19 protein-coding genes are annotated in these 24,514 nt (G+C 62.6%); 15 read left to right on the top strand and 4 right to left on the bottom strand.

The genetic code is table 11. From position 1 onward, the window contains the following. Positions 1-2 precede the first annotated feature (2 nt). Positions 3-521 (bottom strand): Mpo1 family 2-hydroxy fatty acid dioxygenase, encoded by a 519-nt coding sequence (locus CWO89_RS13820; protein WP_130579252.1) that lies wholly within the window; start codon positions 519-521, stop codon positions 3-5. Between the two features lie 212 nt (positions 522-733). Between CWO89_RS13820 and CWO89_RS13815 the strand changes: the two genes are divergently transcribed. Together CWO89_RS13815 and CWO89_RS13810 are read left to right on the top strand one after the other, a co-directional pair. Then, positions 734-1,528, top strand: a complete 795-nt coding sequence (locus CWO89_RS13815) for a thermonuclease family protein (RefSeq protein ID WP_463714915.1) — start codon at positions 734-736, stop codon at positions 1,526-1,528. Between the two features lie 184 nt (positions 1,529-1,712). Next, positions 1,713-3,209, top strand: a complete 1,497-nt coding sequence (locus CWO89_RS13810) for a M48 family metalloprotease (protein ID WP_245476150.1) — start codon at positions 1,713-1,715, stop codon at positions 3,207-3,209. Positions 3,210-3,355: 146 nt separating this feature from the next. Here the strand turns inward: CWO89_RS13810 and CWO89_RS13805 are convergent, their stop codons facing one another. Then, positions 3,356-4,672 (bottom strand): MFS transporter, encoded by a 1,317-nt coding sequence (locus CWO89_RS13805; RefSeq protein ID WP_245476144.1) that lies wholly within the window; start codon positions 4,670-4,672, stop codon positions 3,356-3,358. Positions 4,673-4,858: 186 nt separating this feature from the next. Here CWO89_RS13805 and cyoA point away from each other — a divergent pair, with 186 nt between their 5' ends. The 12 genes from cyoA (at position 4,859) to CWO89_RS13745 (ending at position 20,250) form a co-directional block, all read left to right on the top strand. Beyond that, complete coding sequence (gene cyoA / locus CWO89_RS13800) at positions 4,859-6,025, top strand: ubiquinol oxidase subunit II (protein ID WP_130579248.1); 1,167 nt, start codon at positions 4,859-4,861, stop codon at positions 6,023-6,025. Positions 6,026-6,035: 10 nt separating this feature from the next. Continuing rightward, positions 6,036-8,045 (top strand): cytochrome o ubiquinol oxidase subunit I, encoded by a 2,010-nt coding sequence (gene cyoB, locus CWO89_RS13795; RefSeq protein WP_130579246.1) that lies wholly within the window; start codon positions 6,036-6,038, stop codon positions 8,043-8,045. Next, entirely contained in the window at positions 8,042-8,671 is a 630-nt protein-coding gene (gene cyoC, locus CWO89_RS13790; protein WP_130579244.1) for a cytochrome o ubiquinol oxidase subunit III, read from the top strand. Before cyoB ends, cyoC begins: the two co-directional genes overlap by 4 nt. Then, entirely contained in the window at positions 8,668-9,054 is a 387-nt protein-coding gene (gene cyoD / locus CWO89_RS13785) for a cytochrome o ubiquinol oxidase subunit IV (protein WP_130579242.1), read from the top strand. The genes cyoC and cyoD overlap by 4 nt, the downstream gene beginning before the upstream one ends. Beyond that, complete coding sequence (locus CWO89_RS13780) at positions 9,051-9,875, top strand: SURF1 family protein (RefSeq protein ID WP_282530534.1); 825 nt, start codon at positions 9,051-9,053, stop codon at positions 9,873-9,875. Before cyoD ends, CWO89_RS13780 begins: the two co-directional genes overlap by 4 nt. Further along, positions 9,847-11,238, top strand: coding sequence for an ATP-binding protein (locus tag CWO89_RS13775; RefSeq protein WP_130579240.1), 1,392 nt, complete (start codon positions 9,847-9,849; stop codon positions 11,236-11,238). Before CWO89_RS13780 ends, CWO89_RS13775 begins: the two co-directional genes overlap by 29 nt. Further along, on the top strand, positions 11,228-11,761 hold the full coding sequence (locus tag CWO89_RS13770; protein ID WP_130579238.1) for a response regulator transcription factor: 534 nt from the start codon (positions 11,228-11,230) through the stop codon (positions 11,759-11,761). Before CWO89_RS13775 ends, CWO89_RS13770 begins: the two co-directional genes overlap by 11 nt. A gap of 147 nt (positions 11,762-11,908) precedes the next feature. After that, entirely contained in the window at positions 11,909-14,953 is a 3,045-nt protein-coding gene (locus CWO89_RS13765) for a GAF domain-containing protein (protein ID WP_130579236.1), read from the top strand. A gap of 2 nt (positions 14,954-14,955) precedes the next feature. Continuing rightward, positions 14,956-15,345 (top strand): response regulator, encoded by a 390-nt coding sequence (locus CWO89_RS13760; protein WP_130579234.1) that lies wholly within the window; start codon positions 14,956-14,958, stop codon positions 15,343-15,345. Continuing rightward, entirely contained in the window at positions 15,342-16,592 is a 1,251-nt protein-coding gene (locus CWO89_RS13755; protein WP_130579232.1) for an adenylate/guanylate cyclase domain-containing protein, read from the top strand. Before CWO89_RS13760 ends, CWO89_RS13755 begins: the two co-directional genes overlap by 4 nt. A gap of 260 nt (positions 16,593-16,852) precedes the next feature. Next, positions 16,853-18,520 carry a GMC family oxidoreductase gene (locus tag CWO89_RS13750; protein WP_349644881.1) on the top strand — a complete coding sequence of 556 codons (1,668 nt, stop codon included), beginning with the start codon at positions 16,853-16,855 and terminating at the stop codon, positions 18,518-18,520. A 392-nt stretch (positions 18,521-18,912) separates the two neighbouring features. Continuing rightward, the gene (locus tag CWO89_RS13745) at positions 18,913-20,250 is read left to right on the top strand and encodes an ABC transporter substrate-binding protein (RefSeq protein WP_130579229.1); all 1,338 of its coding nucleotides are present in this window, start codon (positions 18,913-18,915) and stop codon (positions 20,248-20,250) included. Positions 20,251-20,311: 61 nt separating this feature from the next. Here the strand turns inward: CWO89_RS13745 and CWO89_RS13740 are convergent, their stop codons facing one another. Together CWO89_RS13740 and CWO89_RS13735 are read right to left on the bottom strand one after the other, a co-directional pair. Continuing rightward, positions 20,312-21,646, bottom strand: coding sequence for a TAXI family TRAP transporter solute-binding subunit (locus CWO89_RS13740; protein WP_130579226.1), 1,335 nt, complete (start codon positions 21,644-21,646; stop codon positions 20,312-20,314). A 252-nt stretch (positions 21,647-21,898) separates the two neighbouring features. Then, complete coding sequence (locus tag CWO89_RS13735; RefSeq protein ID WP_130579224.1) at positions 21,899-22,657, bottom strand: autotransporter outer membrane beta-barrel domain-containing protein; 759 nt, start codon at positions 22,655-22,657, stop codon at positions 21,899-21,901. Positions 22,658-23,264: 607 nt separating this feature from the next. Here CWO89_RS13735 and CWO89_RS13730 point away from each other — a divergent pair. Beyond that, positions 23,265-24,514, top strand: a 1,250-nt coding sequence (locus tag CWO89_RS13730; protein WP_130579222.1) for an FAD-binding oxidoreductase, incomplete at its 3' end; no start/stop codon positions are given.

Raw genomic sequence — 24,514 nt, 5'->3', positions numbered from 1 at the left:
AGCTACTGGGAATACGACAGGGAATCTTGCGGAGGCTGGATAATACTCGCGAGATCGCGCCGGAAGCCCAGCGCGATGAATAATTTCGCCATCACGAACATCGGTCCGAGCAGAAGGTGCGTGGGGTGGTCGGCCATCGAGGCCTTCCTGCGCTCGAACACCTGGTGTCCAATGACCTGCGAGGCGACTCCTACGACCAGGAGGACCGCCGTAAGCGACCACAGGCCGGTGGTGGTCACATGACCGACGATCCAGGCGGCCAGTGACAGCAGAGCGACAGCCCCGCAAAAGATTCCGGCGCCAAGCGCAAGATCGAGCAAAAACCAATAGAACAGGACCGGCAGCACGGCGATCACGGCCGCGCTGACCTCAACTCCGAACAGGGTGAAGGACAACAGGCTGAGGGGGAGAATGGCCGCCAGAAACAGGAACACGATGCCGAACACATGCATCACGCAATTCCAGGGGTCACGATGGTATTCAACGTAATCGGTCAACTGCCGCCGAAAAAACGAGTTCATGCAGCACTTATCTTTCCTGTTGTGCCGGGACGCGCGGCAAGACTGGCTTGCGCGAAACCCAGCGCTCCGGCTTCATTGCTGGTCCCCGCCGATGGGGTGCTACTTATGCTCGCAATCGGCCTCAAGTCAAAATGCCCCGGGGATAGTGTCGGACGGAGACCGACGTCGTTGCGGAAAATCATGTCCTAATTCAGTCGACTAGCAGCGGCGTCATGACACGGGGCCACAAAGTGACAGCGCATCACACGAAATTTTGTGCACAAATGTTGCTGTTGTGCCTCATCAGTACAGTGGTAACCGATTCGGCCCGCGCGGCGGGATGCGCTTTCGAAGCCCAGGGCGAGGGCCGGGTCGTGTCCGTGACCGACGCGCGCAGCTTTCGCCTCGAAGACGGCCGCGAGATCCGCCTCGCCGGCATCGAGATTGCGGACCGGCAGAAAGGGGCCGCAGCCCTGTCGGCGCTGGTGATGGGACGCGACATCTCGCTGCAGGGCGAGGACGACGTGCCGGACCGCTATGGACGCCAGGCGGCCTTCGTCTTTGTCTCGGGGTCCGACGCGGCCGTACAAAGCGAACTATTGAAGCAGGGCCAGGCGATGGTATCGCCTGATGTCTCGAACCGGGATTGCGCCACCCTGTTGCTTGCGGCCGAGGCCGAGGCGAGGCAGGCCAAAAGGGGAACTTGGGCCGACGCCTCCGCCATAAAAAACGCGGAAAGTCCGGGCGATATTTTGGCGGGGATCGGGCGCTTTGCGGTGGTCGAGGGGAAGGTTTTGTCCGTCCGTCAGGCGGGAGCAACCACCTACCTCAACTTTGGCCGGAACTGGACACGGGACTTTGCTGTGACTATTCCAAGGCGCATGATCCCCGCGCTCGAGGCGGCCGGGCTTGCGCCTAAGTCCCTGGAAAATCGACGGATTCGTGTCCGCGGCTGGGTCGAAGCGCGCAACGGGCCACGGATCGAACTGCTCCGGGTGGGGCAGTTGGAAGTGCTTGGCGGGAACTAAGGGCATGAAAAGGGGAAGCGGTTCTCCGAAAAGATCGTGCTCAAGCAAACAGATGAGAGCATGATCCGGGACGTGGAGGCTCGTTCTTCCAAGAGATCATGCGCAAACAGGGCGCAAACAGGGATGGGGTCATGATCCGGCCGGTCGGACCATGATATCTTCCGGCAGCTTGAGAGTAGCTGACGTGATTGAGGGTGTGGGACGGCGGGACAGGACGGGCCGCGGCCTTTCGGCTGCGCTGGCGCTCCTGTGCGCGGCGACCCTTCTGTCCGCCTGCGGCAACCTCGGCATCGGCCGGTTCGAAACCGCAGCTCCGGTCGCGACGCCCCAACCGGCAAAGCCGAAGCCCACGGTGGCGCAGACGCCGGCGAGCGAACGCGAGCATGAGCGGATCCTTGCCACCTATGGCGGCGCCTATGACGACCCAAAGCTGGAAGGCCTGATCAGCAAGACAGTCGATCGGCTGGTCGCCGCGTCCGACCGTCCCGACCAGGGTTACAAGGTGACGATCCTCAATTCCGGCGCGGTGAACGCTTTCGCGCTGCCGACCGGACAGCTCTATGTCACGCGTGGCCTGATCGCGCTCGCCAGCGACACCTCGGAGTTGTCGTCCGTGCTGAGCCACGAGATGGCGCATGTGCTGGCTAAGCACGCCTCCATCCGTGAAGACCAGGCGCGGCAGGCGGCGGTGGTGACGCGTGTCGTCACCGACATGAGCAACGATCCCGACCTCACTGCGCTGGCCCTGGCCAAGACCAAGCTCACGATGGCGAGCTTCTCGCGCCAGCAGGAATTCGAGGCCGACGGCATCGGCGTCGGCATCGCCGCGCGCGCGCATTTCGACCCCTATGGCGCCTCGCGCTTCCTCACCGCGATGGAGCGCAATGCGGCGCTGAAGGTCGGCAAGACCTCGTTCGATCCGCGCGCGCAGGATTTCCTGTCCTCGCATCCGGCAACGCCCGAACGCGTCTCCAATGCGCAGGCCGCGGCGCGGCAATATACGGCGCCCGAAGGTGCCGAGCGCGACCGCGAGACCTATCTCGCCGCGATCGACAACATCGTCTACGGCGAAGATCCGAGCGAAGGTTTCGTCCGCGGCCGCCGCTTCCTGCACCCCAAGCTCGCCTTCACCTTCCAGGCACCCGAGAACTTCACGCTCGACAACACTGCGCAGGCGGTGATCGGCGTGCGCGAAGGCGGCTCGCAGGCGATGCGGTTCGACGTGGTGCGGGTGCCGGCGGAGCAGTCGCTCGGCGACTATCTCAACTCCGGCTGGATGGAAGGCGTCGACAAGGCTTCCACAGAGGATATCACCGTCAACGGCTTCCCGGCGGCGTCCGCCACCGCGCGGGGCGACCAATGGCAGTTCAAGGTCTACGCGCTGCGCTTCGGCAGCGACGTCTATCGCTTCATCTTCGCGGCCAAGCAGAAGACGACCGAGAGCGAGCGCAATGCGCGCGAGACCGTCAATTCGTTCCGGCGCCTGACGCTCGAGGAAATCCAGGCCGCGCGCCCGCTGCGCATCAAGGTCATCACCGTGCAGCCCGGCGACACCGTGGAATCGCTCTCGCACCGCATGGGCGGCGTCGACCACCCCGCCGAGCGCTTCCGCGTCCTCAACGGGCTGGACGCCCACGCCCAGGTCAAGCCTCGCGATCGCGTGAAGATCGTGGTGGAGTAGCGAGGCGTTTTCGAGCGAAGTGGATCCCGGTTCGCGTAGCAATCAAGTTTACGCAGATTGCGTACACTTATCTGCGCAGAAAACGCGTCAAAACAAGGGTCTGGAGCTTCGGTTCTGATTCAATCAGAACCGAAATGCGCTTCCCCTTACTCGATGATGTTTTCGCGCAGCCCGCTCAGCCAGAGCGCCAGCAGCGTCCACACCGCGCCGGACAAGAGATAGGCACCAGCGGAGATCAAGCCGAAATGGGTCGCGAGCAAGAGCGCGGCCAGCGGCGCAAACCCGGCGCCGAACAGCCAGGCGAGGTCCGAGGTCAGCGCCGAGGCGGTGTAGCGGTACATCGGCGCGAAGCTGGAGGCGATCGCTCCCGAAGACTGGCCGAAAGACAGGCCCAGCAGAATGAAGCCGAGCACCATATAGATCGTTTCGCCGACGGCGCCGGCATCGAGCAGTTGCGGGGCGAAGCCGCTATAGACCGCGATCGCGATCGCCGAACCGGTCAGCAGTAACTTTCGGCCGACGCGATCGGCGATCACTCCCGAAGCCACGATCGCGACGACGCCGAACGCGGCACCGATCATCTCGATGATGAGAAACCGCACCGGGCTTTCGCGGGTGAACAGGAAGACCCAGGAGAGCGGAAACACCGTGACCATGTGGAACAGCGCAAAGCTCGCCAGCGGCGCGAAGGCGCCGAGCAGAATGTTACGGCCCTCGTCACGAACCGTGTCGACGATACGGGCCGGCTGCAGTTCGCGGCTTTCGAACAGCGAATCATATTCCGGGGTCGCCACCATGCGCAGCCGTGCGAACAAGGCGACCACGTTGATCGCGAACGCGACGAAGAACGGGTAGCGCCAGCCCCAGTCGAAGAAATCCTCCGCGGACAGGTTGCCGGCGAAGAACGCGAACAGGGCGCTCGCCACGATCAGTCCAAGCGGCGCGCCGAGCTGCGGCACCATGGCGTACCAGCCGCGGTGATGCCGCGGCGCATTGAGCGCGAGCAGCGAGGCAAGGCCGTCCCAGGCCCCGCCCCAGGCCAGGCCCTGGACGGCGCGCGCCAGCGCCAGCAGCCAGATCGCGGCCACGCCGATCGTGTCGTAACCGGGCAGGAAGGCGAGTGCGACCGTCGCAGTCCCTAAGAGGAACAGCGCGATGATCAGCTTCGCGCTCTTACCGTAGTGGCGGTCGATCGTCATGAAGATGACGGTCCCGAGCGGACGCGCCACGAAGGCAAGCGCGAAGATGCCGAAGGAATAAAGTGTCCCGGTCAGTTCGTTCGCAAATGGGAACACCAAGCGCGGAAACACGATCACTGAGGCGATCGCATAGACGAAGAAATCGAAGAATTCGGACGTGCGGCCGATGATGACGCCGATGGCGATCTCCCCGGGGCGCGCCGGTTCGTGACCTGCCGTCATCGGGTGGCCGTGAGCCATTGCAGGGGCCTGTGTCATCGCCATCGCGCCTTATGCCTTATGCCGTTCTTGATTGAGGCGGCCGCCAGGCGGTCTTGCCGTTAGCGACCTCAAAGGCGCTGTTTGAGCCGCCATTGCGCACTGCAACATTGGACAAATTGTCCAATGTCCTCCTTGTTGCATCGCAGCTACCCCCTGTTTCACATAGGAAATTTCCAACAAGGTTCCACCGTGCGTGTCTTGAGGATTCTTGCGTTGCTGCCACTCGCAGCCGCTCTTTCAGGTTGCGATTTTGTCGTGCTCGCCCCGGCCGGCGACGTGGCCGTGCAACAGCGCGACCTGGTCGTGATCTCCACCGTTCTGATGCTCTTGATCGTCCTGCCGGTGATGGCGCTGACCGCGCTGTTCGCCTGGCGCTACCGGCAGTCGAACACATCAGCCCGCTATGAGCCCGATTGGGACCATTCCACCCAGCTCGAGCTCGTCATCTGGTCGGCGCCGCTCCTGATCATCGTCTGCCTGGGCGCTTTGACCTGGATGGCCACCCACCTGCTCGACCCCTACCGCGCGCTTGGCCGCATTGACGCCGATCGCCCGATCGAGGCCCAGGACAAGCCGCTCAATGTCGAGGTGGTCGCGCTCGACTGGAAATGGCTGTTCATCTATCCGGAGTACGGCGTCGCGACCGTCAACGAGCTCGCAGCTCCCGTCGACCGCCCGATTCGTTTCCGCATCACGGCCTCCTCCGTGATGAACTCCTTCTACATCCCGGCGCTGGCGGGCCAAGTCTACGCCATGCCGGGCATGGAGACGAAGCTGCACGCCGTGACCAACAAGCCCGGCGTCTACAAAGGCTTCTCCGCCAACTACAGCGGCGCTGGCTTCTCCGGGATGTACTTCTCGTTCCATAGCCTGACGACGGCCGACTTCGACAAATGGATCGCGAAGGTGAAGGCAAGCGGCGACATGCTCGGCCGCAACGAATACCTCGTGCTCGAACGTCCGAGCGCCAACGAGCCGGTTCGCCGCTATGGCTCGGTCGATGGCGACCTGTTCAAGGCCATCGTCAACATGTGCGTCGAGCCGGGCAAAATGTGCGCGAGCGAGATGATGGCGATCGACGCCAAGGGCGGGCTTGGTCGCGAAGGGCTGAACAACACGCTGCCGCTGACTTACGACAAATATGCCCGGCGCGGCGCGGTGTTCGGACCCGAGCCGACCTACGTGGCGAGCATCTGCTCGGTCGACGAATTGAAGGGGCAATCCGAGCCGGAGAGCACCGTCCCGTTCGACACGACGCCGCTGCGCGGGGCCGGCCTCAAGCGTCCGCTGTTCTCGCCCGCCAATCCATCCTCAAGTTCCCTTCTTCTCGGATCGCGTCCGAAATCAGACTCCTAAAGAGCGCCGCATGTTCGATACTTCCTCCCTCGCCAAAGCGATTTTCGGCCGCCTGACACTGGAATCGCTGCCGCTACATGAACCGATCGTCGTCGGCACCTTCGTCGTCGTGGCGCTGGGCGGCGTCGCCCTGCTCGGCGCCGTCACCTATTTCCGGCTGTGGGGCTATCTGTGGCGCGAGTGGTTCACCACCGTCGACCACAAGCGCATCGGCATCATGTACATGATCCTCGGCATCGTGATGCTGCTGCGCGGCTTTGCCGACGCCATCATGATGCGCCTGCAGCAGGCGATCGCCTTTGGCGGCTCCGAAGGCTATCTCAACGCCCACCACTACGATCAGATCTTCACCGCCCATGGCGTGATCATGATCTTCTTCGTCGCCATGCCGCTGGTCACCGGGCTGATGAACTATGTGGTGCCGCTGCAGATCGGCGCGCGCGACGTGTCGTTCCCGTTCCTCAACAATTTCAGCTTCTGGATGACCGTGGGCGGCGCGGTGCTGGTGATGGCGTCGCTGTTCATCGGCGAATTCGCCCGCACCGGCTGGCTCGCCTACCCGCCGCTGTCGAACATCGGCTACAGCCCTGATGTCGGCGTTGACTACTACATCTGGGGGCTGCAGGTGGCCGGCGTCGGCACGACGCTATCGGGCATCAACCTGATCTGTACCATCGTCAAGCTGCGCGCGCCCGGCATGACGATGATGAGGATGCCGGTCTTCACCTGGACCTCGCTGTGCACCAACGTCCTCATCGTCGCCTCTTTCCCGGTGCTGACGGCGGTTTTGGCGCTGCTGTCGCTTGATCGCTACATCGGCACCAACTTCTTCACGAACGACTTCGGCGGCAGCCCGATGATGTACGTGAACCTGATCTGGATCTGGGGTCACCCCGAGGTCTACATCCTGGTACTGCCGGCGTTCGGCATCTTCTCCGAGGTGACCTCGACCTTCTCGGGCAAGCGCCTGTTCGGCTACACCTCGATGGTCTACGCCACCGTCGTCATCACCATCCTGTCCTATCTGGTCTGGCTGCATCACTTCTTCACGATGGGCTCGGGCGCCAGCGTGAATTCCTTCTTCGGCATCACCACCATGATCATCTCGATCCCGACGGGAGCGAAGATGTTCAACTGGCTGTTCACGATGTATCGCGGCCGCATCCGCTTCGAATTGCCGATGATGTGGACGGTCGCGTTCATGTTCACCTTCGTGCTCGGCGGCATGACCGGCGTGCTGCTGGCGGTACCGCCGGCCGACTTCGTCCTGCACAACAGCCTGTTCCTGGTCGCGCATTTCCACAACGTGATCATCGGCGGCGTGGTGTTCGGCGCATTTGCCGGCATCGCCTACTGGTTTCCGAAGGCGTTCGGCTTCAGGCTCGATCCGTTCTGGGGCAAGCTGTCGTTCTGGTTCTGGGTGACAGGCTTCTATTTCGCCTTCATGCCGCTCTACGTGCTCGGCCTGATGGGCGTCACCCGCCGCCTGCGGGTGTTCGATGACCCAAGCCTGCAGATCTGGTTCGTCATCGCCGGCATTGGCGCGTTCCTGATCTTCCTCGGCATCATCTCCTTCCTGGTGCAGATCGCAGTCAGCGTGCTCAAGCGCGAAGCGCTGAAGGACGTGACCGGCGACCCCTGGAATGCACGCACGCTGGAATGGGCGACGTCGTCGCCGCCGCCGGCCTACAACTTCGCCTTCACCCCCGTCGTCCATGACAACGACGCCTGGTGGGACATGAAGCGCCGCGGCTATCGGCGTCCGCTCACCCGGTTCAAGCCGATCCACATGCCCAGCAACACCGGCACGGGCGTCATCCTCGCCGCACTGGCCACGGCGATGGGGTTCGGCCTGATTTGGTACATCTGGTGGCTGGCCGCCGTGAGCTTCATCGGCCTGCTCGCGGTCGCGATCGGCCACACCTTCAACTATCACCGCGACTATCACATCCCGGCCGATGAGGTCGTCCGGGTGGAAGATGCGCGCACGCACCTGCTTGCCGCTGGAGCCAAGTCATGACACTCGCCGTCGTCCCTCCACAAAGCTCCGAACCGGTCTTCTACGTCGTCGACGAGCACGATCATCCCGAAGGCGCGAGCACGATGCTCGGCTTCTGGATCTACCTGATGAGCGACTGTCTCATCTTCGCGATGCTGTTCGCCACCTTTGGCGTGCTCGGCGGCAACTACGCGGCAGGCCCGACGCCCAAGGACCTGTTCGACCTGCCGCTCGTGGCGGTCAACACCTCGATGCTGCTGCTGTCGTCGATCACCTATGGTTTCGCGATGCTGGCGATGGAGAAGTCGCGCGTCGGCGCGATGCAGGCCTGGCTCGTGATAACCGGGCTGTTCGGCCTGGCGTTCATCAGCATTGAACTGTTCGAATTCGCCCACATGATTCACGAGGGCGCGACGCCGCAGCGCAGCGCCTTCCTGTCGTCCTTCTTCACGCTGGTCGGCACCCACGGCCTGCACGTCACCTTCGGCCTGGTATGGCTGGTGACATTGATGGTGCAGGTCGCCCGCTACGGCCTGATCGAGGCCAACCGCAGGCGCCTGATGTGCCTCAGCATGTTCTGGCACTTCCTCGACGTGGTCTGGATCGGCGTGTTCACCTTTGTCTACCTGATGGGAATGCTCCGATGAAATCCGACACTCACGCCCTGCAACCCGCACCCGACGCGCACGGCCATGGCGAGCACCATGCCGGCGGCTCGCGCGAAAGCTACCTGATCGGCTTCGGCCTCTCCGTCATCCTCACCGCCATCCCGTTCTGGCTGGTGATGAGCGGCGTGCTCGGAGACAAGCAGCTCACCGGGCTTGCGATCACGGTGCTGGCGGCGATCCAGATCGTGGTCCACATGGTGTATTTCCTGCACATGAATACCCGCTCCGAGGGCGGCTGGACCATGATGGCGCTGATCTTCACCATCATCATGGTGGTGATCGGGCTGACCGGAACGCTGTGGGTCATGCATCACCTCAACGTCAACATGATGCCGGGGCATGACATGAGCACCATGCAGTGACGGCGCGCCCATCTGCCCTCTCGCTGCTGCTGGTCGCCCTCGCGGCGCTGGGCGTCGTCGCGCTGACCGCGCTCGGCGTGTGGCAGCTTGAGCGCAGGACGTGGAAGCTGGCGCTGATCGACCGGGTCGAGCAGCGCCAGCATGCAGCCCCTCAGCCGCTGCCCTCGCCCTCGTCGTGGCACGCGATCACCGCGTCAAGCGACGAATACCGGCGCGTGACCGTCAGCGGCCATTTCCTGCATGAGCGCGAGACGCTGGTGGCGGCCGTGACCGACTATGGCCGCGGCTTCTGGGTCCTGACGCCACTGCAGACGATGGACGGAGCCACGGTCCTGGTCAATCGCGGCTTTGTTCCCCCGGAGCGGCGAGATCCTTCAACGCGGCGCGAGGGAAATCCGCCCCGCGCGGTGAGCATCACCGGCCTGCTGCGGATCACCGAGCCAAAGGGCGCCTTCCTGCGCACGAACGACCCGGCGACAAACCGCTGGTACTCGCGCGATGTCGCTGCGATCGCCACAGCGCGCGGACTGTCGCAGGTCGCGCCATTCTTCATCGATGCCGACGCGGCCCCCAATCCCGGTGGCTACCCGATCGGCGGGCTGACCGTGGTCAGGTTCCCGAACAACCACCTGATTTACGCGCTGACATGGTTCGCCATGGCCATTATGCTGGCGGCTGCACTCCTGCGCGCTTTGCGCGGCAGGGACCATGTCCGCGACTTCGATGCGCGGCGCGATGCCGTGCGGAGCCTGGTGGCCGCCGCACGCAATTTATCTCGCAAGACGGGCCCAGATGCTCGAGCGCATATCGGATCAGCATGACCACGGGAAAACGGCGGACGAGGCCATGACGCTGCCGGCCAGGGCCGGCGCCGGCACGGCCCCGGTCGCGCTGGATGCTCCAAAATCGACCGACGACACGACCAACCGCAAGAACATGGCGCTGCTGATCCAGCTCCGCTGGACCGCGGTGATCGGCCAGATCGTGACGATCGCGTTCGTCGACCGGTGGCTGGGCATTGCGCTGCCGATCCTGCCGATGGCCGGCGTGATCGCAGCCCTCGTGGCGCTCAACCTGTTGAGCCTGGTCTGGGTACGGTATCGGGCGGAAATCAACAATCGCGAACTCCTGCTCGCGCTGATGCTCGACGTCGCCGCACTGACCGGCCAGCTCTATCTGAGCGGCGGGGCGACCAATCCGTTCACATCGCTCTACCTTCTGCAGGTGACCCTCGGCGCGGTCCTGCTCGACGCCCGCTCGACCTGGTCGCTGGTCGGACTGGCCTGTTTGAGCTTCGCCGGGCTGACCGTCGCCCATCGCCCGCTCGGGCTGCCGCAGTACGGCTTCAGCGATCCGTTCAGCCTTCATGTTGCCGGCATGTTCATCGGCTTTGCGCTCAATGCCGTCCTGCTCGTGGTGTTCGTGACGCGCATCAACCGCAACCTGCGGAAACGCGATGCGAATTTGGCCGCGCTGCGCCAGCATGCCGCCGAGCAGGATCACATCGTCCGGATGGGCCTGCTTGCGTCCGGGGCGGCGCATGAGCTCGGCACCCCGCTGGCGTCGCTGTCGGTGATCCTGAGCGACTGGCGCCGCATGCCGGCCCTCACATCGAATCCGGAGCTCTCGGACGATCTCTTCGAGATGGAGACGTCGCTGCAACGGTGCAAGTCGATCGTCACGGGTATTCTCGTCTCGGCCGGCGAGGCGCGCGGCGAAGAATCGTCGCCGACGACTGTGACTGCATTTCTCGCGGCGCTGGTCCAGGAGTGGCGCACCACGCGCCCGTCCGCCACGCTGTACTTCCGGAACGAGTTCGGCACCGACCTGCCTGTTGTCTCCGAGGTCGCGCTCAAGCAGGCGATCTTCAACGTCCTCGACAATTCCGCCGAGGTGTCGCGCGACTGGATCGAGCTCGCGGCCGAGCGCGCCGACGACCGACTCGTCCTGTCGGTCACCGATCGCGGACCGGGCTTTGCGCCGGAAATGCTCGCGCAATTGGGCAAGCCCTACCAGTCGAGCAAGGGACGCCCGGGAAGCGGCCTCGGCCTGTTCCTGGTCGTCAACGTCGTGCGCAAGCTCGGCGGGGTCGTGACGGCGCGAAACAATGCAGAGGGAGGCGCAACCATCAGCCTCGAACTGCCCCTGGCAACGCTTGCGATCGGAGGCAGCCTTGACGGATGAACGGCTGCTTTTGATCGTGGAGGACGACGAGGGCTTTGTCCGCACCCTCAAACGTTCGTTCGAGCGGCGCGACTATCAGGTCGTCGTAGCGGCCTCGCTCGACGAGGTCCGGGAAGTGCTTGAAGAGAAAACGCCCGGCTATGCCGTGGTCGACCTCAAGCTGGGCGGCGCCTCGGGGCTGGCCTGCGTGGAAGCGCTGCATGTGCACGATCCCGAGATGCTGATCGTGGTGCTGACCGGATTTGCCAGCATCGCCACCGCGGTGGAAGCCATCAAGCTCGGCGCCTGCCACTATCTCGCCAAGCCGTCCAACACTGACGACATCGAAGCCGCCTTCCGCAAGGCCGAGGGCAACGCCGATGTCGAAGTGGCCGCGCGTCCCACCTCGATCAAGACCCTGGAATGGGAACGCATTCACCAGACCCTGATCGAAACCGATTTCAACATCTCCGAAGCCGCAAGGCGGCTCGGCATGCACCGCCGGACCCTGGCCCGAAAGCTGGAAAAACGCCAGGTGAAGTGACCGGAGCGTTTTCGGGCGCGGATGCCGGCACGCCGCGGGTACTGGCTCCCGGCCGGCGGGGTGTGATAATGCGGCGACCTTGGCTGGCCGGCCTCCGTCGGCCATGCATTGAGCCTGCTCGCCCAGCGGCGCCGAACCGGATCACGAATGACCGCGCTTTCCCAGGATATGACCGCCGAGCTGAGGCGCAGGATCGACGAGCTTGAGCAGCAATTGCGATCCGGTACCGCCGAGAATGCACGCCTGCAAAGCGAGCTTGCGGTTGCGCGTGATCGCCAGAGCGCCGGAGCTGCGATCCTGCGCACCATCGCAGCCTCCCCCTCCGATGCCCGGCCGGTGTTCGAGGCCATCGCATCCAGCTCCAAGCGCCTGCTCGGCGCCTTCTCCGCCACCGTGCTCCAATTCATCGGCGACGAGCTTCATCTGGTGGCGTACACGCCGATCAACCCGGAAGCGGACGAAGGATTGAGATCATCATTCCCGCGACAGATCGCGGACTTTCCGACCTTTGCCCTGGTTCGCGGTGGCAAGACGGTTCAATTTCCGGACAGCGAGGCCGACGACGTCCCGCAACTGAACAAGGAGCTGGCAAGGCTGCGCGGTTTCCGCAGCGTCTTGTTCATGCCGCTGATGAACAGGGGAACGCCCGTCGGCATGATCAGCGTCACGCGTGCCGAGCCGGGCGCGTTTGCCGCCGATCACGTGCAGTTGCTGCAGACCTTCGCCGATCAGGCCGTGATCGCGATCGAGAACGCGCGTCTGTTCAACGAGACACGGGAAGCGCTGGAGCGGCAAACCGCCACTGCCGATATCCTGAATGTGATGGCAAGCTCGCCGTCCGACGTGCAGCCGGTGTTCGAGGCCATCGCGGCCAACGCCAACCGGCTGATCGGCGGCTTTTCCACTGCGGTGCTTCGCTATGCGAGCGGCGCCGCCCATCTGGCGGCCTTCACCCCGACCGATCCCGCCGGCGACCTTGCGCTGCAGGCGGCGTTTCCAATGCCCTTCGCTCAATTCCCGCCCTACCAGCTCGTGGCGGGCGGTACGGCCGCGCAACTGCCCGACGCCGAGCTCGAGCCGGCCGCACGGGACGTCGCCCGTGCACGCGGCTATCGCAGCATGTTGTTCGCCCCGCTGGTGAGCGAGGGCGAGGTCATCGGTATCATCATCACCACGCGCCGGGCGATCGGCACGTTCAGCGCGCACCAGGTCCGGCTGTTGCAGACCTTCGCCGACCAGGCCGTGATCGCGATCAAGAATGTCGGCCTGTTCAACGCGACAAGGGAAGCGCTGGAACGGCAGACCGCGACAGCCGAAATTCTCAACGTCATCGCGAGCTCGCCAACCGACGTGCAGCCGGTATTCGACGCCATCGCCGAAAGTGCGAGGCGGCTGCTCGGGGGCCAAACGGGGCTCGTCACACGCGTTGTCGGCGACATGCTTCATCTCGCAGCTCGTACTGCTGGAAGCGAAGCCGGAGACAGGGAGATCGAGAATTCATTCCCCACCCCGCTCACATCCTCGGGGATTCACAGCCGGGTCGCGCAGAGCTCAACCATCGCGTTTCGCACCGATATCGAAACCGAACCCGATGTCCCCCAGACCGTCAGGGACATGGCACGCGCCAGAGGATATCGAAGCATCATTGTCGTGCCCATGCTGCGCGAAGGCGTTGCGATCGGCACGATCGGTGTTTCGCGCGCCGAAGCGGGCGCGTTCGCCGACAACCAGATCGCCCTGCTCAGGACATTTGCCGATCAGGCCGTGATCGCGATCGAAAACGCGCGGCTGTTCAACGAAGTGCAGGCCAGGACTCGCGATCTCCAGGAAGCCCTCACCCATCAGACCGGCAGCGCCAACATCCTGAAGGTGATTGCCTCCTCGCCGACAGATGTCGGACCGGCATTGAAGGCAATCGTCGAAAGCGCCTGCGAGCTTTGCGATGCCTATGACGCCGCCGTGGTGCTAAAGGACGGCGACGACCTGCGATTTTGCGCCCATCACGGGCCGATTCTGATTCACCTTGAGAAATGGCCGATCAATCGCAACTGGACTGCAGGCCGCGCCTTCATCGACCAGACCCCGGTGCACGTCGCTGATCTGCGTAACGATGCCGACTTCCCGGAAGGTCGTGAGCTTGCGCTCCGGATGGGCCACCGCACCATTTTGAGCGTGCCGCTGTTGCGCGAGAATGAAAGCATCGGCGCGATCGTGCTCCGCCGCAACGAGGTGCACCCGTTCACCGACAAGCAGGTCGCACTGCTGCAGACTTTCGCCGACCAGGCCGTGATTGCGATCGGCAATGTGCGGCTGTTCGAGCAAGTGCAGGCCCGCACCAGGGAACTTGCAAAATCCCTCGACGATTTGCGCGCCGCGCAGGGTCGCCTGATCCAGACCGAGAAGCTCGCCTCCCTTGGTCAGCTCACGGCCGGCATTGCGCACGAGATCAAGAATCCGCTCAACTTCGTCAACAATTTTGCCGCACTTTCCACGGAACTGACGGGCGAGCTGAGCGATTTGCTGGCATCAGCGTCACTCGCTGACAGCATTCGCGGCGAGATAGATGAACTGAGCGGGCTCCTGAAGGACAATCTGCAAAAAATCGTGCAGCACGGCAAACGCGCCGATTCCATCGTCAAGAACATGCTCCTACATTCGCGAGAGGGCGGCGGCGACCACCGGCCGACCGACGTGAACGCGCTGGTCGAGGAGAGTCTCAACCTCGCCTATCACGGCGCGCGCGCCGAGAAGCCGCAGTTCAACGTTACCCTCAGGCGCGACCTCGATCCGGACGCCGGCACGATCGAGGTGTTCCCGCAGGAGATCACTCGGGTGCTGCTGAACCTGATTTCCAACGGCTTCTATGCGGTCGCCAAGCGCGGCAGCGAAAATGGTCCTGGATTTGAACCTGAGGTCAGCGCCAGCACACTCAGCCGTGGCGAATACGTCGAAATCCGCATCCGCGACAACGGCGTCGGCATTCCGCCCGAGGTAAAAGAGAAGATGTTCAACCCGTTCTTCACGACCAAGCCGCCAGGGGAAGGCACCGGCCTCGGACTTTCCATGAGCCATGACATCATCGTGAAGCAGCATGGCGGCACGATCAATGTCGAGACCGAGCCCGGCGCGTTTACCGAGTTCACCATCCTGCTGCCGCGCAGAAGCAATTTTTCGGATAGTAACAGAGGTTAGCCGTGAGTGTGATGGTTCTGGTGGTGGACGACGAGCCCGATGTGGAGGCCTTGTTCCGCCAGCAATTTCGCCGTGATCTTCGCGCCCAGCGGTTTGTGATGGATTTCGCGGGGTCGGCGTCGGAAGCCCTGAGACGCATCACCGACGTCGGCGAGCACTCGCTGATTCTGATTTTCTCCGACATCAATATGCCCGGGATGAACGGGCTGGAGATGCTGCCGGAGGTCCGCGCCCGGCGGCCTGACGTTCCCGTGGTCATGATCACGGCCTACGGAGACGCCGCGACGCGCAAGAGGGCGCTAGAGCGAGGCGCGGAGGGCCTGTTGACCAAGCCGATCGACTTCGGTGAGGTCCGCCAGGAGATCGACGCGAGGCTGGAACAATCCGCATGACCGCCACCATCCTCGTAGTCGACGACGAGCCGGATCTGGAGGCGCTCGTGCTCCAGAAATTCCGCCGGCAGATCCGCGACGGACTGGTGAGCTTCGTCTTCGCGCGTGACGGCCTTGAAGCCCTTCAGTCGATCGAGCAGCATCCCCATGTCGATCTTGTGGTTTCCGACATCGCCATGCCGCGCATGGATGGCCTGTCGCTGCTGGCGAGACTGCAGGAGGCAGAGGACAAGAAGTCGACCATCATCGTCTCGGCCTATGGCGACATGAGCAACATACGCACCGCGATGAATCGCGGAGCATTCGACTTCCTGACCAAGCCCATCGATTTCGTCGACCTGGAAACGACGATCCAGAAGACGATGCGTCACATCGAGATCCTGCGCGAGGCACGTCGCCGTCAGATGGAAGCGGAGCGCGCCCACGCTTCGCTGTCGCGTTACTTCTCGCCCGAGATCGCCAAGCGCCTTGCCGCCGGGGACGCCGGCAACGACATGGAGGTGCGCTGGCGCGAGATCGCCGTGATCTTCACCGATATCACGGGCTTTACCTCGCTCGTCGAGACGGCCGTACCCGAGGTGCTGGCGGAAATGCTCAACGAATATGTCGGCGGCCTGACGGATGTCGTCTTCGCGCATGAGGGAACGGTGGCGAAGGTGATCGGTGATGCAATCCAGGTGCTGTTCAATGCACCTGGCGACCAGCCCGACTACGCGACCCGCGCGATCGCCTGCGCACAGGCGCTCGACGAATGGGCGGAGGCGTTTCGCGGGCGTTGGAAACAGAGAGGCGTGAATTTCGGCGCCACGCGGATCGGCGTGCACGCCGGTCCCGCGCTGGTCGGCAATTTCGGCGGCGACCGCTTCTTCGATTACACGGCCTACGGCGACACGATCAACACCGCCGCCAGGCTGGAAGCCGCGAACAAGGCGCTGGGCACGCGGATCTGCGCCAGTGGCGCGGTCGCAAGCGCGGCGCAGGACTTCAAGGGACGCCCCGTTGGCGATCTTGTCCTGCGCGGACGCAGCGAGCCGTTGCGCGCCCACGAGCCTTTACCGGCGGCGGAATTCGATGCGCCAGCCACAACGCAATATGCGATCGCCTTTGCCAAGCTCGAGTCGGGCGACGCCGCGGCCATGCCGGCTTTCGCCGCACTGGTCGGGACGCATGCCGATGATCCGCTCGCCAGCTATCATTTGAGGCGGCTGCTCAACGGCGCCAAAGGCGTCCGCATCGAGCTCAACTGATCAGCGCTCGTTATGCGCCGGTAGTTTCCTCCATTTCGTCATCTCGACTGACCGGCGAGCGGTCGTTCCTCTTATGGACGGCTTGTCCGAGGAGCTTTCCGTTTCGGCGTCCGGAACCAAGCTCCGTTACATCTGAAACGTAACCTGCAAAGTGGAAATCGATCCGAATGACGATTCACATAGGACGTCGCATTCAACGCTACGGCATCTGGCTTGTTGAGTCTTGATGATCGATTACTTCTGACGACAGGGCCATTGCATTGCTTTGTGCGAGCATCGCGCTCTGGAGGGTCGAAAAATTGAAACGACGATCGTACGATTATATCGTTGTTGGAGCAGGCTCCGCGGGCTGTGTATTGGCGAGCCGTCTCTCCGAGGATGCTAATTCAACTGTTCTCTTGCTCGAGGCAGGTGGATACGACCGAAATCCGCTGGTCCGCATTCCGATCGGACTAGGAAAGCTTCATGAGTATGGGATCTACGATTGGGGCCTGATGGCCGAGCCTGATGCCGGGCTCAATGGCCGCGTGATTCCCGCAAAGCGCGGGAAAGTGTTGGGCGGATCTCACTCGATCAACGTGATGGCATTCACGCGCGGCGATCGTGCCGACTATGACGGCTGGGCTCGCGCGGGCGCACAAGGATGGTCCTACAGCGATGTTCTCCCTTACTTCAAACGTTGTGAAACGTGGCAGGAAGGAGGAAGCGTCTTGCGCGGCGGATCGGGGCCGATACACGTCGAGTTCTCGCGCTCAAGCGATCCGCTGTTCGACGCCTGGCTCGCCGCTGCGCGCGACCTCGGCTTCACATTCACGAACGACTTCAATGGAGAAACGCACGAGGGGTTCGGGATAATCCAAAATACCACATGGAAAGGCCGTCGAGAGACGACAGCCTCAGCCTACCTTCGATCCGCGCTGAAGCGCGCAAATCTGGTACTTCATACCAGAGCGCAAGCGACTCAAATCGTTTTTGAGGGTACCCGAGCGGTGGGAGTGCGGTACGTCAGCGGTGGGCGAAGCGCCTACGTGATGGCGGATCGAGAGGTCATACTGTGTGCGGGCGCGTATCACACGCCACATTTGCTCATGTTGTCGGGTATCGGGCCGACGAAGCATCTCGCCTCTCTTGGGATCGAAACGCTTATCGATCTGCCGGTAGGCCAGAATTTGCAAGATCACCTTGCTGCATGGTTCAACTGGAGCCGCCCCACGCCGGGTGTCTTCCACAGGACGATGCGCCTTGACCGAATTTCGCTAGCCCTGGTCCGAGCTTATCTATTTGGGACCGGACCTGGGACAATGCTTCCCAGGTATCTCTTCGGGTTCGTCAAGACCGATCCTTCGCTCGAGGCGCCGGACATCGAATTCATGTTTCGGGGGACGGCCGCTCAGCCCTACGTCTGGTTCCCAGGGATTCGTCCGGCTTTTGAAGACGGCTTTGCGATCCGTCCAACATTGCTGCATCCAAAAAGTCGCGGCGAGGTCGCGTTGCGATCGACCAACCCGCTTGATGCACCGAGGATCCGCAATGGATTTCTCCAGCACCCGGACGACCTCGCGACGTTGCTGCGCGGAGCAAAAATCGGTCTCGAATTGGCCGCTCATCCGGCGGTTGCCGCGCTGGCGGGAAAATCAGCCGGACCTTCGCGCGTCCAATCGGACGGCGACGTTGAACAGTGGATTCGAAGCACGGCGATCACCGCAAACCATCCGTGCGGCACCTGCGGAATCGGTCGCGTCGTGGACAGCCAGCTTTCCGTCCTTGGCGCGACCTCGCTTCGGATCGTCGACGCGTCAGTCATGCCAACAATCGTATCTGGGCACATAAATGCATGTGTTCTCATGATAGCCGAGAAGGCCTCTGATCTGATCCGGGGCCAACAGGGACAGGTCCTGGAAAGGCATGGCTTGACCCCGGCACAATAGTCGCCCGGGCGCAGCCGCCATGGCAAGGTTCCCCGTTATCTCGACTGGCCGGCGAGCGACCGTTCCTCCATCGCGACCAGGCAGAACGCGGCGCAGCCCAATCGGAGCTGTAAGTCTTTCGCTTCTTGGTTTTGAAGCGAGCCGATGACGGAAAGAAACGTTGGGACAGAGTGGCTGTCGGATTATAAAGCTTGCTCCAATACAACTTTAGGCATTGAATTCCGCAATAATGCGCTGCTGCCGCGAGTCGTTTAGCGATGCAGTGTTTTGATCAATCAATTCTGTTCAATCTCACGCGAAGCAAGTCACCATAGGCTTGCGCGCTCGCTTTTCCGCGCATTGCGACGAAGCGCACGAAAAACAAATCTCAATTGGCCAGCATGGAGGGAACAATGTCACGAAAGCTTTCGCGACGACAATTTGTAAGTGCGACTGCCATGTCGTCCGCAGCGCTCATCACTGCGCCATATGTGCGCGGCGCCTACGCCGCCGGCAAACTATCGCTGGGTTTCTGGGACCACTGGGTGCCGGGCGCTAACAAGACCTTGACCGATCTCGTCAATGAATGGGCTGCGAAGGAAAAGGTCGAGGCTCAGATCGACTACATCACCAGCCAGGGCAACAAGATCCTCCTGACCGTCTCCGCCGAAGCGCAAGCCAGATCCGGCCACGATGTCCTGGTCATGGCGACTTGGCTGCCGCATGCGAATGCCGAACTCCTCGAGCCCGTCAACGACATCATGGCGCCGATCGTCAAGCAGAACGGCGCGGTCAACTACACGGTCGAATATCTCAGCCAGGCCAACGGCAAGTGGCTCGGCGTTCCGTCTTGCGTCGGCAGCCAGATCAAGGGTCCCTGCTCGCGTATCGACCTGATGAAGAAATACGCCGATATCGACGTGCAGGAGATCTATCCGGCCGGCAGCCCGCCGAAAGCGGACAACTGGACCATGGATACATTCCTCAAGGCTGCCGAGGCCTGCCAGAAGGGCGGCTTCCCCTTCGGCATCGGTCTCGGCGAGACCGCGGACAGTACCGATACCGCCGGGGCCGTCTTCCAGTCGTTCGGCGCAGAACTCGTCGACGCCAAGGGCAACCTGACTGTCAAGACGGACGCCGTTCGGCAGGCCCTCGATTTCTACAAGAAGCTGATCGCCTTCCTGCCATCAGACGTCGCGGCGTGGGACGACGCCTCCAACAACAAATGGCTGATTTCCGGCAGGGGCGCGCTGATCATGAACCCGCCGAGCGCCTGGGCGGTCGCCAAGCGCGACGCTCCGCAAGTTGCCAAGCAATGCTGGACCCACGGCTTTCCGTCCGGCCCAAGGGGCCGCTTCGCGCCTTACGTGCCTTTCTTCTGGACCATCTGGCAATTCTCGAAGAACAAGGCGGCCGCCAAGAGCTTGCTGGTGCATCTTTCGCAGCCGTCATCGATTGAGAGGCTGGTGGTCGCCAGCGGCGGCTATGACCTGCCGGCCTACGCGAACCTCACGACGCTGGAGGTTTGGGCGGAAGCGGAGCCGCCGAAGGGCACGCTCTATCATTATTCAAATCCCTATAACCATCAAAAGCTGTCAATTGCGGCCTCGCCAGCACCGCCCAAAGTCGCGCAGCAAATCTACTCGCAGGCGACGCTGACCAAGATGTGCCTACGCTACTCGCAAGGTGAAGCGATGGAGAAGACCCTCGCATGGGCGGAAGCCGAGTGCGAAGGCTTCATGAGGAGCTGAAGACACGCACCGTCGCCAATGCAATCCATGGCGACGAACTCAGACCCGGTTGCCAAAACCCTCACGGCCTGGTTTTCAACCTGGGCTCTGGGCTTTCTGCAGCCAGCGCCGCCTTGCGATCATGGATGAGGTTCTCCAGACGATGGGCGGCGACATTGAGCGTAGCCGCATCAAGCGCGCTTTCGTCGTCCGTTCCCGCTCTGGCACGCTGCGCACGCAGGACCTCGTCGATTTGATTTTCAATCTCGAACAGCTCCGATTCCGTTTCAGCCTTTCGGATCCTTTGTCCCAACACATAAAGCGAATCCAGCGCCGCTTCCTTGGTCTTGAGTTCGCCTGATCGGAGAAATTTCCAGGCCGCCGCCAGGATTGAGGCAAGCGCGCCCAGTGCCATTGGAGTCAGAAAAATCGTGTTGCTCCACTTGTCCAGGAAGCTTTGCTGGGTGCCGTTGTAGAACTCTGCAGCGCCTGGATGAACCGGAAGATAGGCGCCGGGATCGGTGTCAGGTGCCTTCATCTGCGCCAGGATCGGCAGTTCGCCCGACAGGTCTCTTCGCGCGTTCGTAAAGGCTTGCGTGAATTCAGCAATCAGGTCGTTATCAAGCGACTTCTTGGCAACCAGGTAGAACGAAACCTTCAGCGTCGTGACATCATCTGCCGGAATCGGAGGGGAGCCCCGCAACGTACCCTTGGGGATGTCGAAGCTCTCGTACGCGCGTTCCTTCTCGGCAATTGCTCCCGCAGCGTCGATCGGGATCAGACCCGGAGCGGCTTTCCCGCTCTGGGTGAAGAGCCCTCGCACCAGCGACAAATACTTCTCGGTCACGGGTATCACGAACAGGACGGCGCGCACCTCCTTGCTATCGACCGCCCGGCGCGTGTCCGCCGGCGCAAGGTTCTTGAACACGACATTGGCGCGATCGAGGGCGTATTCCTTGGTCAGCACGCTGACGATCTTCTGATTGGTCTCGCCTCCAACCACCCCCACAGTGACGCGCTTCAGGCCGGTCATGTCGGTAATCGACGATCCCGGTGGTGCGACCAGCAACGCCACCGCTTGAGCCAGGACAACGATTGCTTGCGCCTGCGACAGGTCGCCGACGTCGCCGCGGACCACCGCGAGGTCAGTCTTGCCCGAGGCGAACTCGCTGGCGGATTCGAGTGCGCCAGTGGTTTCGACAACCTTGAGCCGGACCGGCGCGTTCACCTCAGTGAGCCGGCTCGCGAGCGCGGATACAACTCTTGGCGCCTCGCCATCCAAAGACCCGACCGCGATCGAGAGTGTCACCGGCCGGACATACCAGCGGTACGCGAACAGACTTGCACCCGCGGCCAGAGCAAGCAGCCCGGCGACCACAGCAATGCGCAGCCAGATCGGCAGCTTGATTGCGTCCATGCCTATTCTCATCGGCAGAACCCGCGTCTCCCCCCTGCGCGAACCTCGACAGCCAAGCCGTCACAAGGCAATGAGCCGACGGACCGGCGCCGAGGCCGTCTTCCTTCCAATAGCTTTGTGCGCGAGGCGGGGATGCAATTGATATAGATCAAGATTTTTGTCGTCGCCGGCGCGGGGCAAACAGCGGGCCGGCTCAACAAAAAGCCCCGGGAAATGCCCGGGGCTTAAAGTTTGCTGGAGATTAACAGTCCATCAGTAACGGGCAGCAACCGGGGGGGCATAACCGCCCCAGTTGAAGTGGTAGTTCACGCGCACCGTGACCATGTCCACGTCCTGGCTGATCCGATTGACCGCGCCGGCAACGATGGGATTGACCACCGAGAACGAATTGTTCGCATTGCCCATGAAAAGGTGGTCGTACTCGACACCGACCGACCAGTTCGGTGCGAAGCCGTACTCATATCCGACACCCACGCTACCACCCCAGCGGGTCAAACTGAACGAGGCAAATTCAAAGGCGGTAAGCGTGTCGAGTACGCTGAAGCGGTTGCTCGTCACCGCCGCGCCGCCCTTGAAGTACAGCAGTGATGTGTTCCAGGCATAGCCGATCTGGCCGGTGAAAAGGCCGATGCCGTCGGTTTTCACGCGCGTCGAGAAAAACGGATCGATGAGGCTGGCGCGCGTGTTCCGGAGATCGGCCCAATCCCCTTGGGCCTCTACGCCGGCCACCCAGCCGCCGCCAAACTGCCACCGATACCCGATCTGCCCGCCGACCACGCCGCCGGACCGCTCGCGACACCCGTCACTGAACACGTCACCGAAAGCGTCGATAAAATTCCAGCAATTGCGGCTCTGGGCCCAGCCGCCATTGGCGCCGACGTAGAAGCCGCTCCAGCTGTAAATCACCGGAAGCGGAGCCGGTGGCGCCTTGACCGCCATATCAGCGGCCAGCGCCGGAGCGGTCGCGCCGAGTGCAATCAAACCTACAGTGCCCAGCAAAAACTTCTTCATATCGTTCCCCCTCTTCGGCGTCGCTTAAGGATCGGACGGCCGATGGACTTGTTGCGACGGTTGTGTCTGCATTCCAATTCCACCCGCGAGCATAGATGATTTCACCCGCGAAACTTGTGCCAGAACAGCAACACTCGGTTTTTGTTTCGGGAAGAAGTGGCAGATATTCTGACACGTCGGACTATGCGGTTTGTGCCATCGCCGCCGTGTTTCTGCGGCATCTTCGAGATCACTTCGGCATCCCTGTCGCAGAACGCGCGCGTAGACCTCGGGAAAAAGCTGACCGCGTTATCGATAGAGAAGAGGAGCACCATCAAGCCGGTTGATGCCAAGCGACTGCCATTCGTTGCGCCTGTGCAGCTTGCCTCCGCGCTAAAAAGCCCCGCCACATCTCGCGAAGCATTCCGTCGTTGAACCATTCCTTGACCGGGTTGGACTAACGTCCAGGCGGAAATTCTCCGTTCGCTGTGTCGAACGGACAGCAAAAGACGTTTCTGCGCTACCTCGGCTGTGAATGACAGCTATCAGCGGCGCCCGCCTCTTTATTGATCTCGGCCAGAAAATGCTGGCCCGAAAAACAGTCACCGCTAGTTACGGAGGAGATGCCATGACGGAGATCCGGCTGGCCTCGCTGCAGGGCGGGGCGATTGCGTTTGCAAGCGATGCGATAGATGCCTTTCGGCAAACATTACGGGGCGATGTCTGCCTGCCCAACGAGCCGGGCTACGAGGAGGCACGCACGATCTGGAATGCGATGATCGACCGCCACCCGGGCGCAGTCGTACGCTGCAAAGGAGCTGCAGACATCATGCGCGCCGTGCGGTTTGCGCGCGACCACGGACTCTTGCTCGCCGTGCGTGGCGGCGGTCACAACATCGCAGGCAATGCCGTTTGTGAAGGCGGGCTGCTGATCGATCTTTCGCTGATGCGTTCGGTCCGGATCGATCCGCTTAACCGCACTGCGCGTGTAGAGCCAGGCGCAACGCTTGGCGAATTCGACAAGGAGGCGCAGGCTTTTGGCCTTGCCACCCCCCTCGGCATCAACTCGACGACTGGCGTTGCGGGATTAACGCTGGGCGGCGGCTTCGGCTGGCTCAGCCGCAAGTTGGGGCTTGCCGCTGATAACCTCATCTCGGCCGACGTGGTGACGGCCGACGGCGGACTCGTGCGGGCGAGCGAGGCCGAGGACGCTAACCTGCTCTGGGCGCTGCGCGGAGGCGGTGCCAATTTCGGCGCGGTGAGCTCGTTCGAGTTTCGCCTGCATCCGGTCGGCCCAATGGTGTTGGCTGGACTCATCATCCATCCCTTTGCACGGGCGAACGAGCTCCTTGCGGGCTACCGCGACGTCGCCGCCAAGGCGTCGGACGAGCTCACGATCTGGGTGGTGCTCCGACAGGCGCCACCGCTGCCATTCTTGCCTGCCGAGATGCACGGCAAGGAGATCGTCGCGTTCGCCGTCTGCTACACGGGTGGCGAGGACGAGGGTAACCGCGCCCTGGAACCGTTACGCGCGCTTGGGGAGCCGGTTGCCGACGTGATCGGCATGCAGCCCTTCGCGAGCTGGCAGAGCGCGTTCGACCCGTTGCTCACGCCGGGAGCCTACAATTACTGGAAGTCGCACAATTTCGCCGAGCTCGGCGACGGCCTCCTCGACACGCTCGTAAGCCATACGAAGAGCCTGCCGACCGGAGAGTGCGAGATTTTCATTGGTCAGCTCGGCGGCGCCACCAGCCGCGTGGCTGTCGACGCGACGGCGTTCCCCCACCGCGACGCCAGATTTGTCATGAACGTCCATACGCGGTGGCGTGACCCCGGCGACGAGCAACGCTCGATTACCTGGGCGCGCAAGCTGTTTGC

The organism is Bradyrhizobium sp. Leo170, from assembly GCF_004296405.1.
Lineage (GTDB): Bacteria > Pseudomonadota > Alphaproteobacteria > Rhizobiales > Xanthobacteraceae > Bradyrhizobium.
The sequence above is the reverse complement of the archived record's forward strand: the minus strand, read 5'-3'. Positions and strand labels throughout refer to the sequence as shown.

Coding starts and splice junctions, on each gene's coding strand:
- CWO89_RS13820 (WP_130579252.1), bottom strand. CDS start 521: ATGAACTCGTTTTTTCGGCGGCAGTTGACCGATTACGTTGAATACCAT.
- CWO89_RS13815 (WP_463714915.1), top strand. CDS start 734: ATGACACGGGGCCACAAAGTGACAGCGCATCACACGAAATTTTGTGCA.
- CWO89_RS13805 (WP_245476144.1), bottom strand. CDS start 4,672: ATGGCGATGACACAGGCCCCTGCAATGGCTCACGGCCACCCGATGACG.
- cyoB (WP_130579246.1), top strand. CDS start 6,036: ATGTTCGATACTTCCTCCCTCGCCAAAGCGATTTTCGGCCGCCTGACA.
- cyoC (WP_130579244.1), top strand. CDS start 8,042: ATGACACTCGCCGTCGTCCCTCCACAAAGCTCCGAACCGGTCTTCTAC.
- cyoD (WP_130579242.1), top strand. CDS start 8,668: ATGAAATCCGACACTCACGCCCTGCAACCCGCACCCGACGCGCACGGC.
- CWO89_RS13775 (WP_130579240.1), top strand. CDS start 9,847: ATGCTCGAGCGCATATCGGATCAGCATGACCACGGGAAAACGGCGGAC.
- CWO89_RS13765 (WP_130579236.1), top strand. CDS start 11,909: ATGACCGCGCTTTCCCAGGATATGACCGCCGAGCTGAGGCGCAGGATC.
- CWO89_RS13755 (WP_130579232.1), top strand. CDS start 15,342: ATGACCGCCACCATCCTCGTAGTCGACGACGAGCCGGATCTGGAGGCG.
- CWO89_RS13745 (WP_130579229.1), top strand. CDS start 18,913: ATGTCACGAAAGCTTTCGCGACGACAATTTGTAAGTGCGACTGCCATG.
- CWO89_RS13740 (WP_130579226.1), bottom strand. CDS start 21,646: ATGGACGCAATCAAGCTGCCGATCTGGCTGCGCATTGCTGTGGTCGCC.
- CWO89_RS13735 (WP_130579224.1), bottom strand. CDS start 22,657: ATGAAGAAGTTTTTGCTGGGCACTGTAGGTTTGATTGCACTCGGCGCG.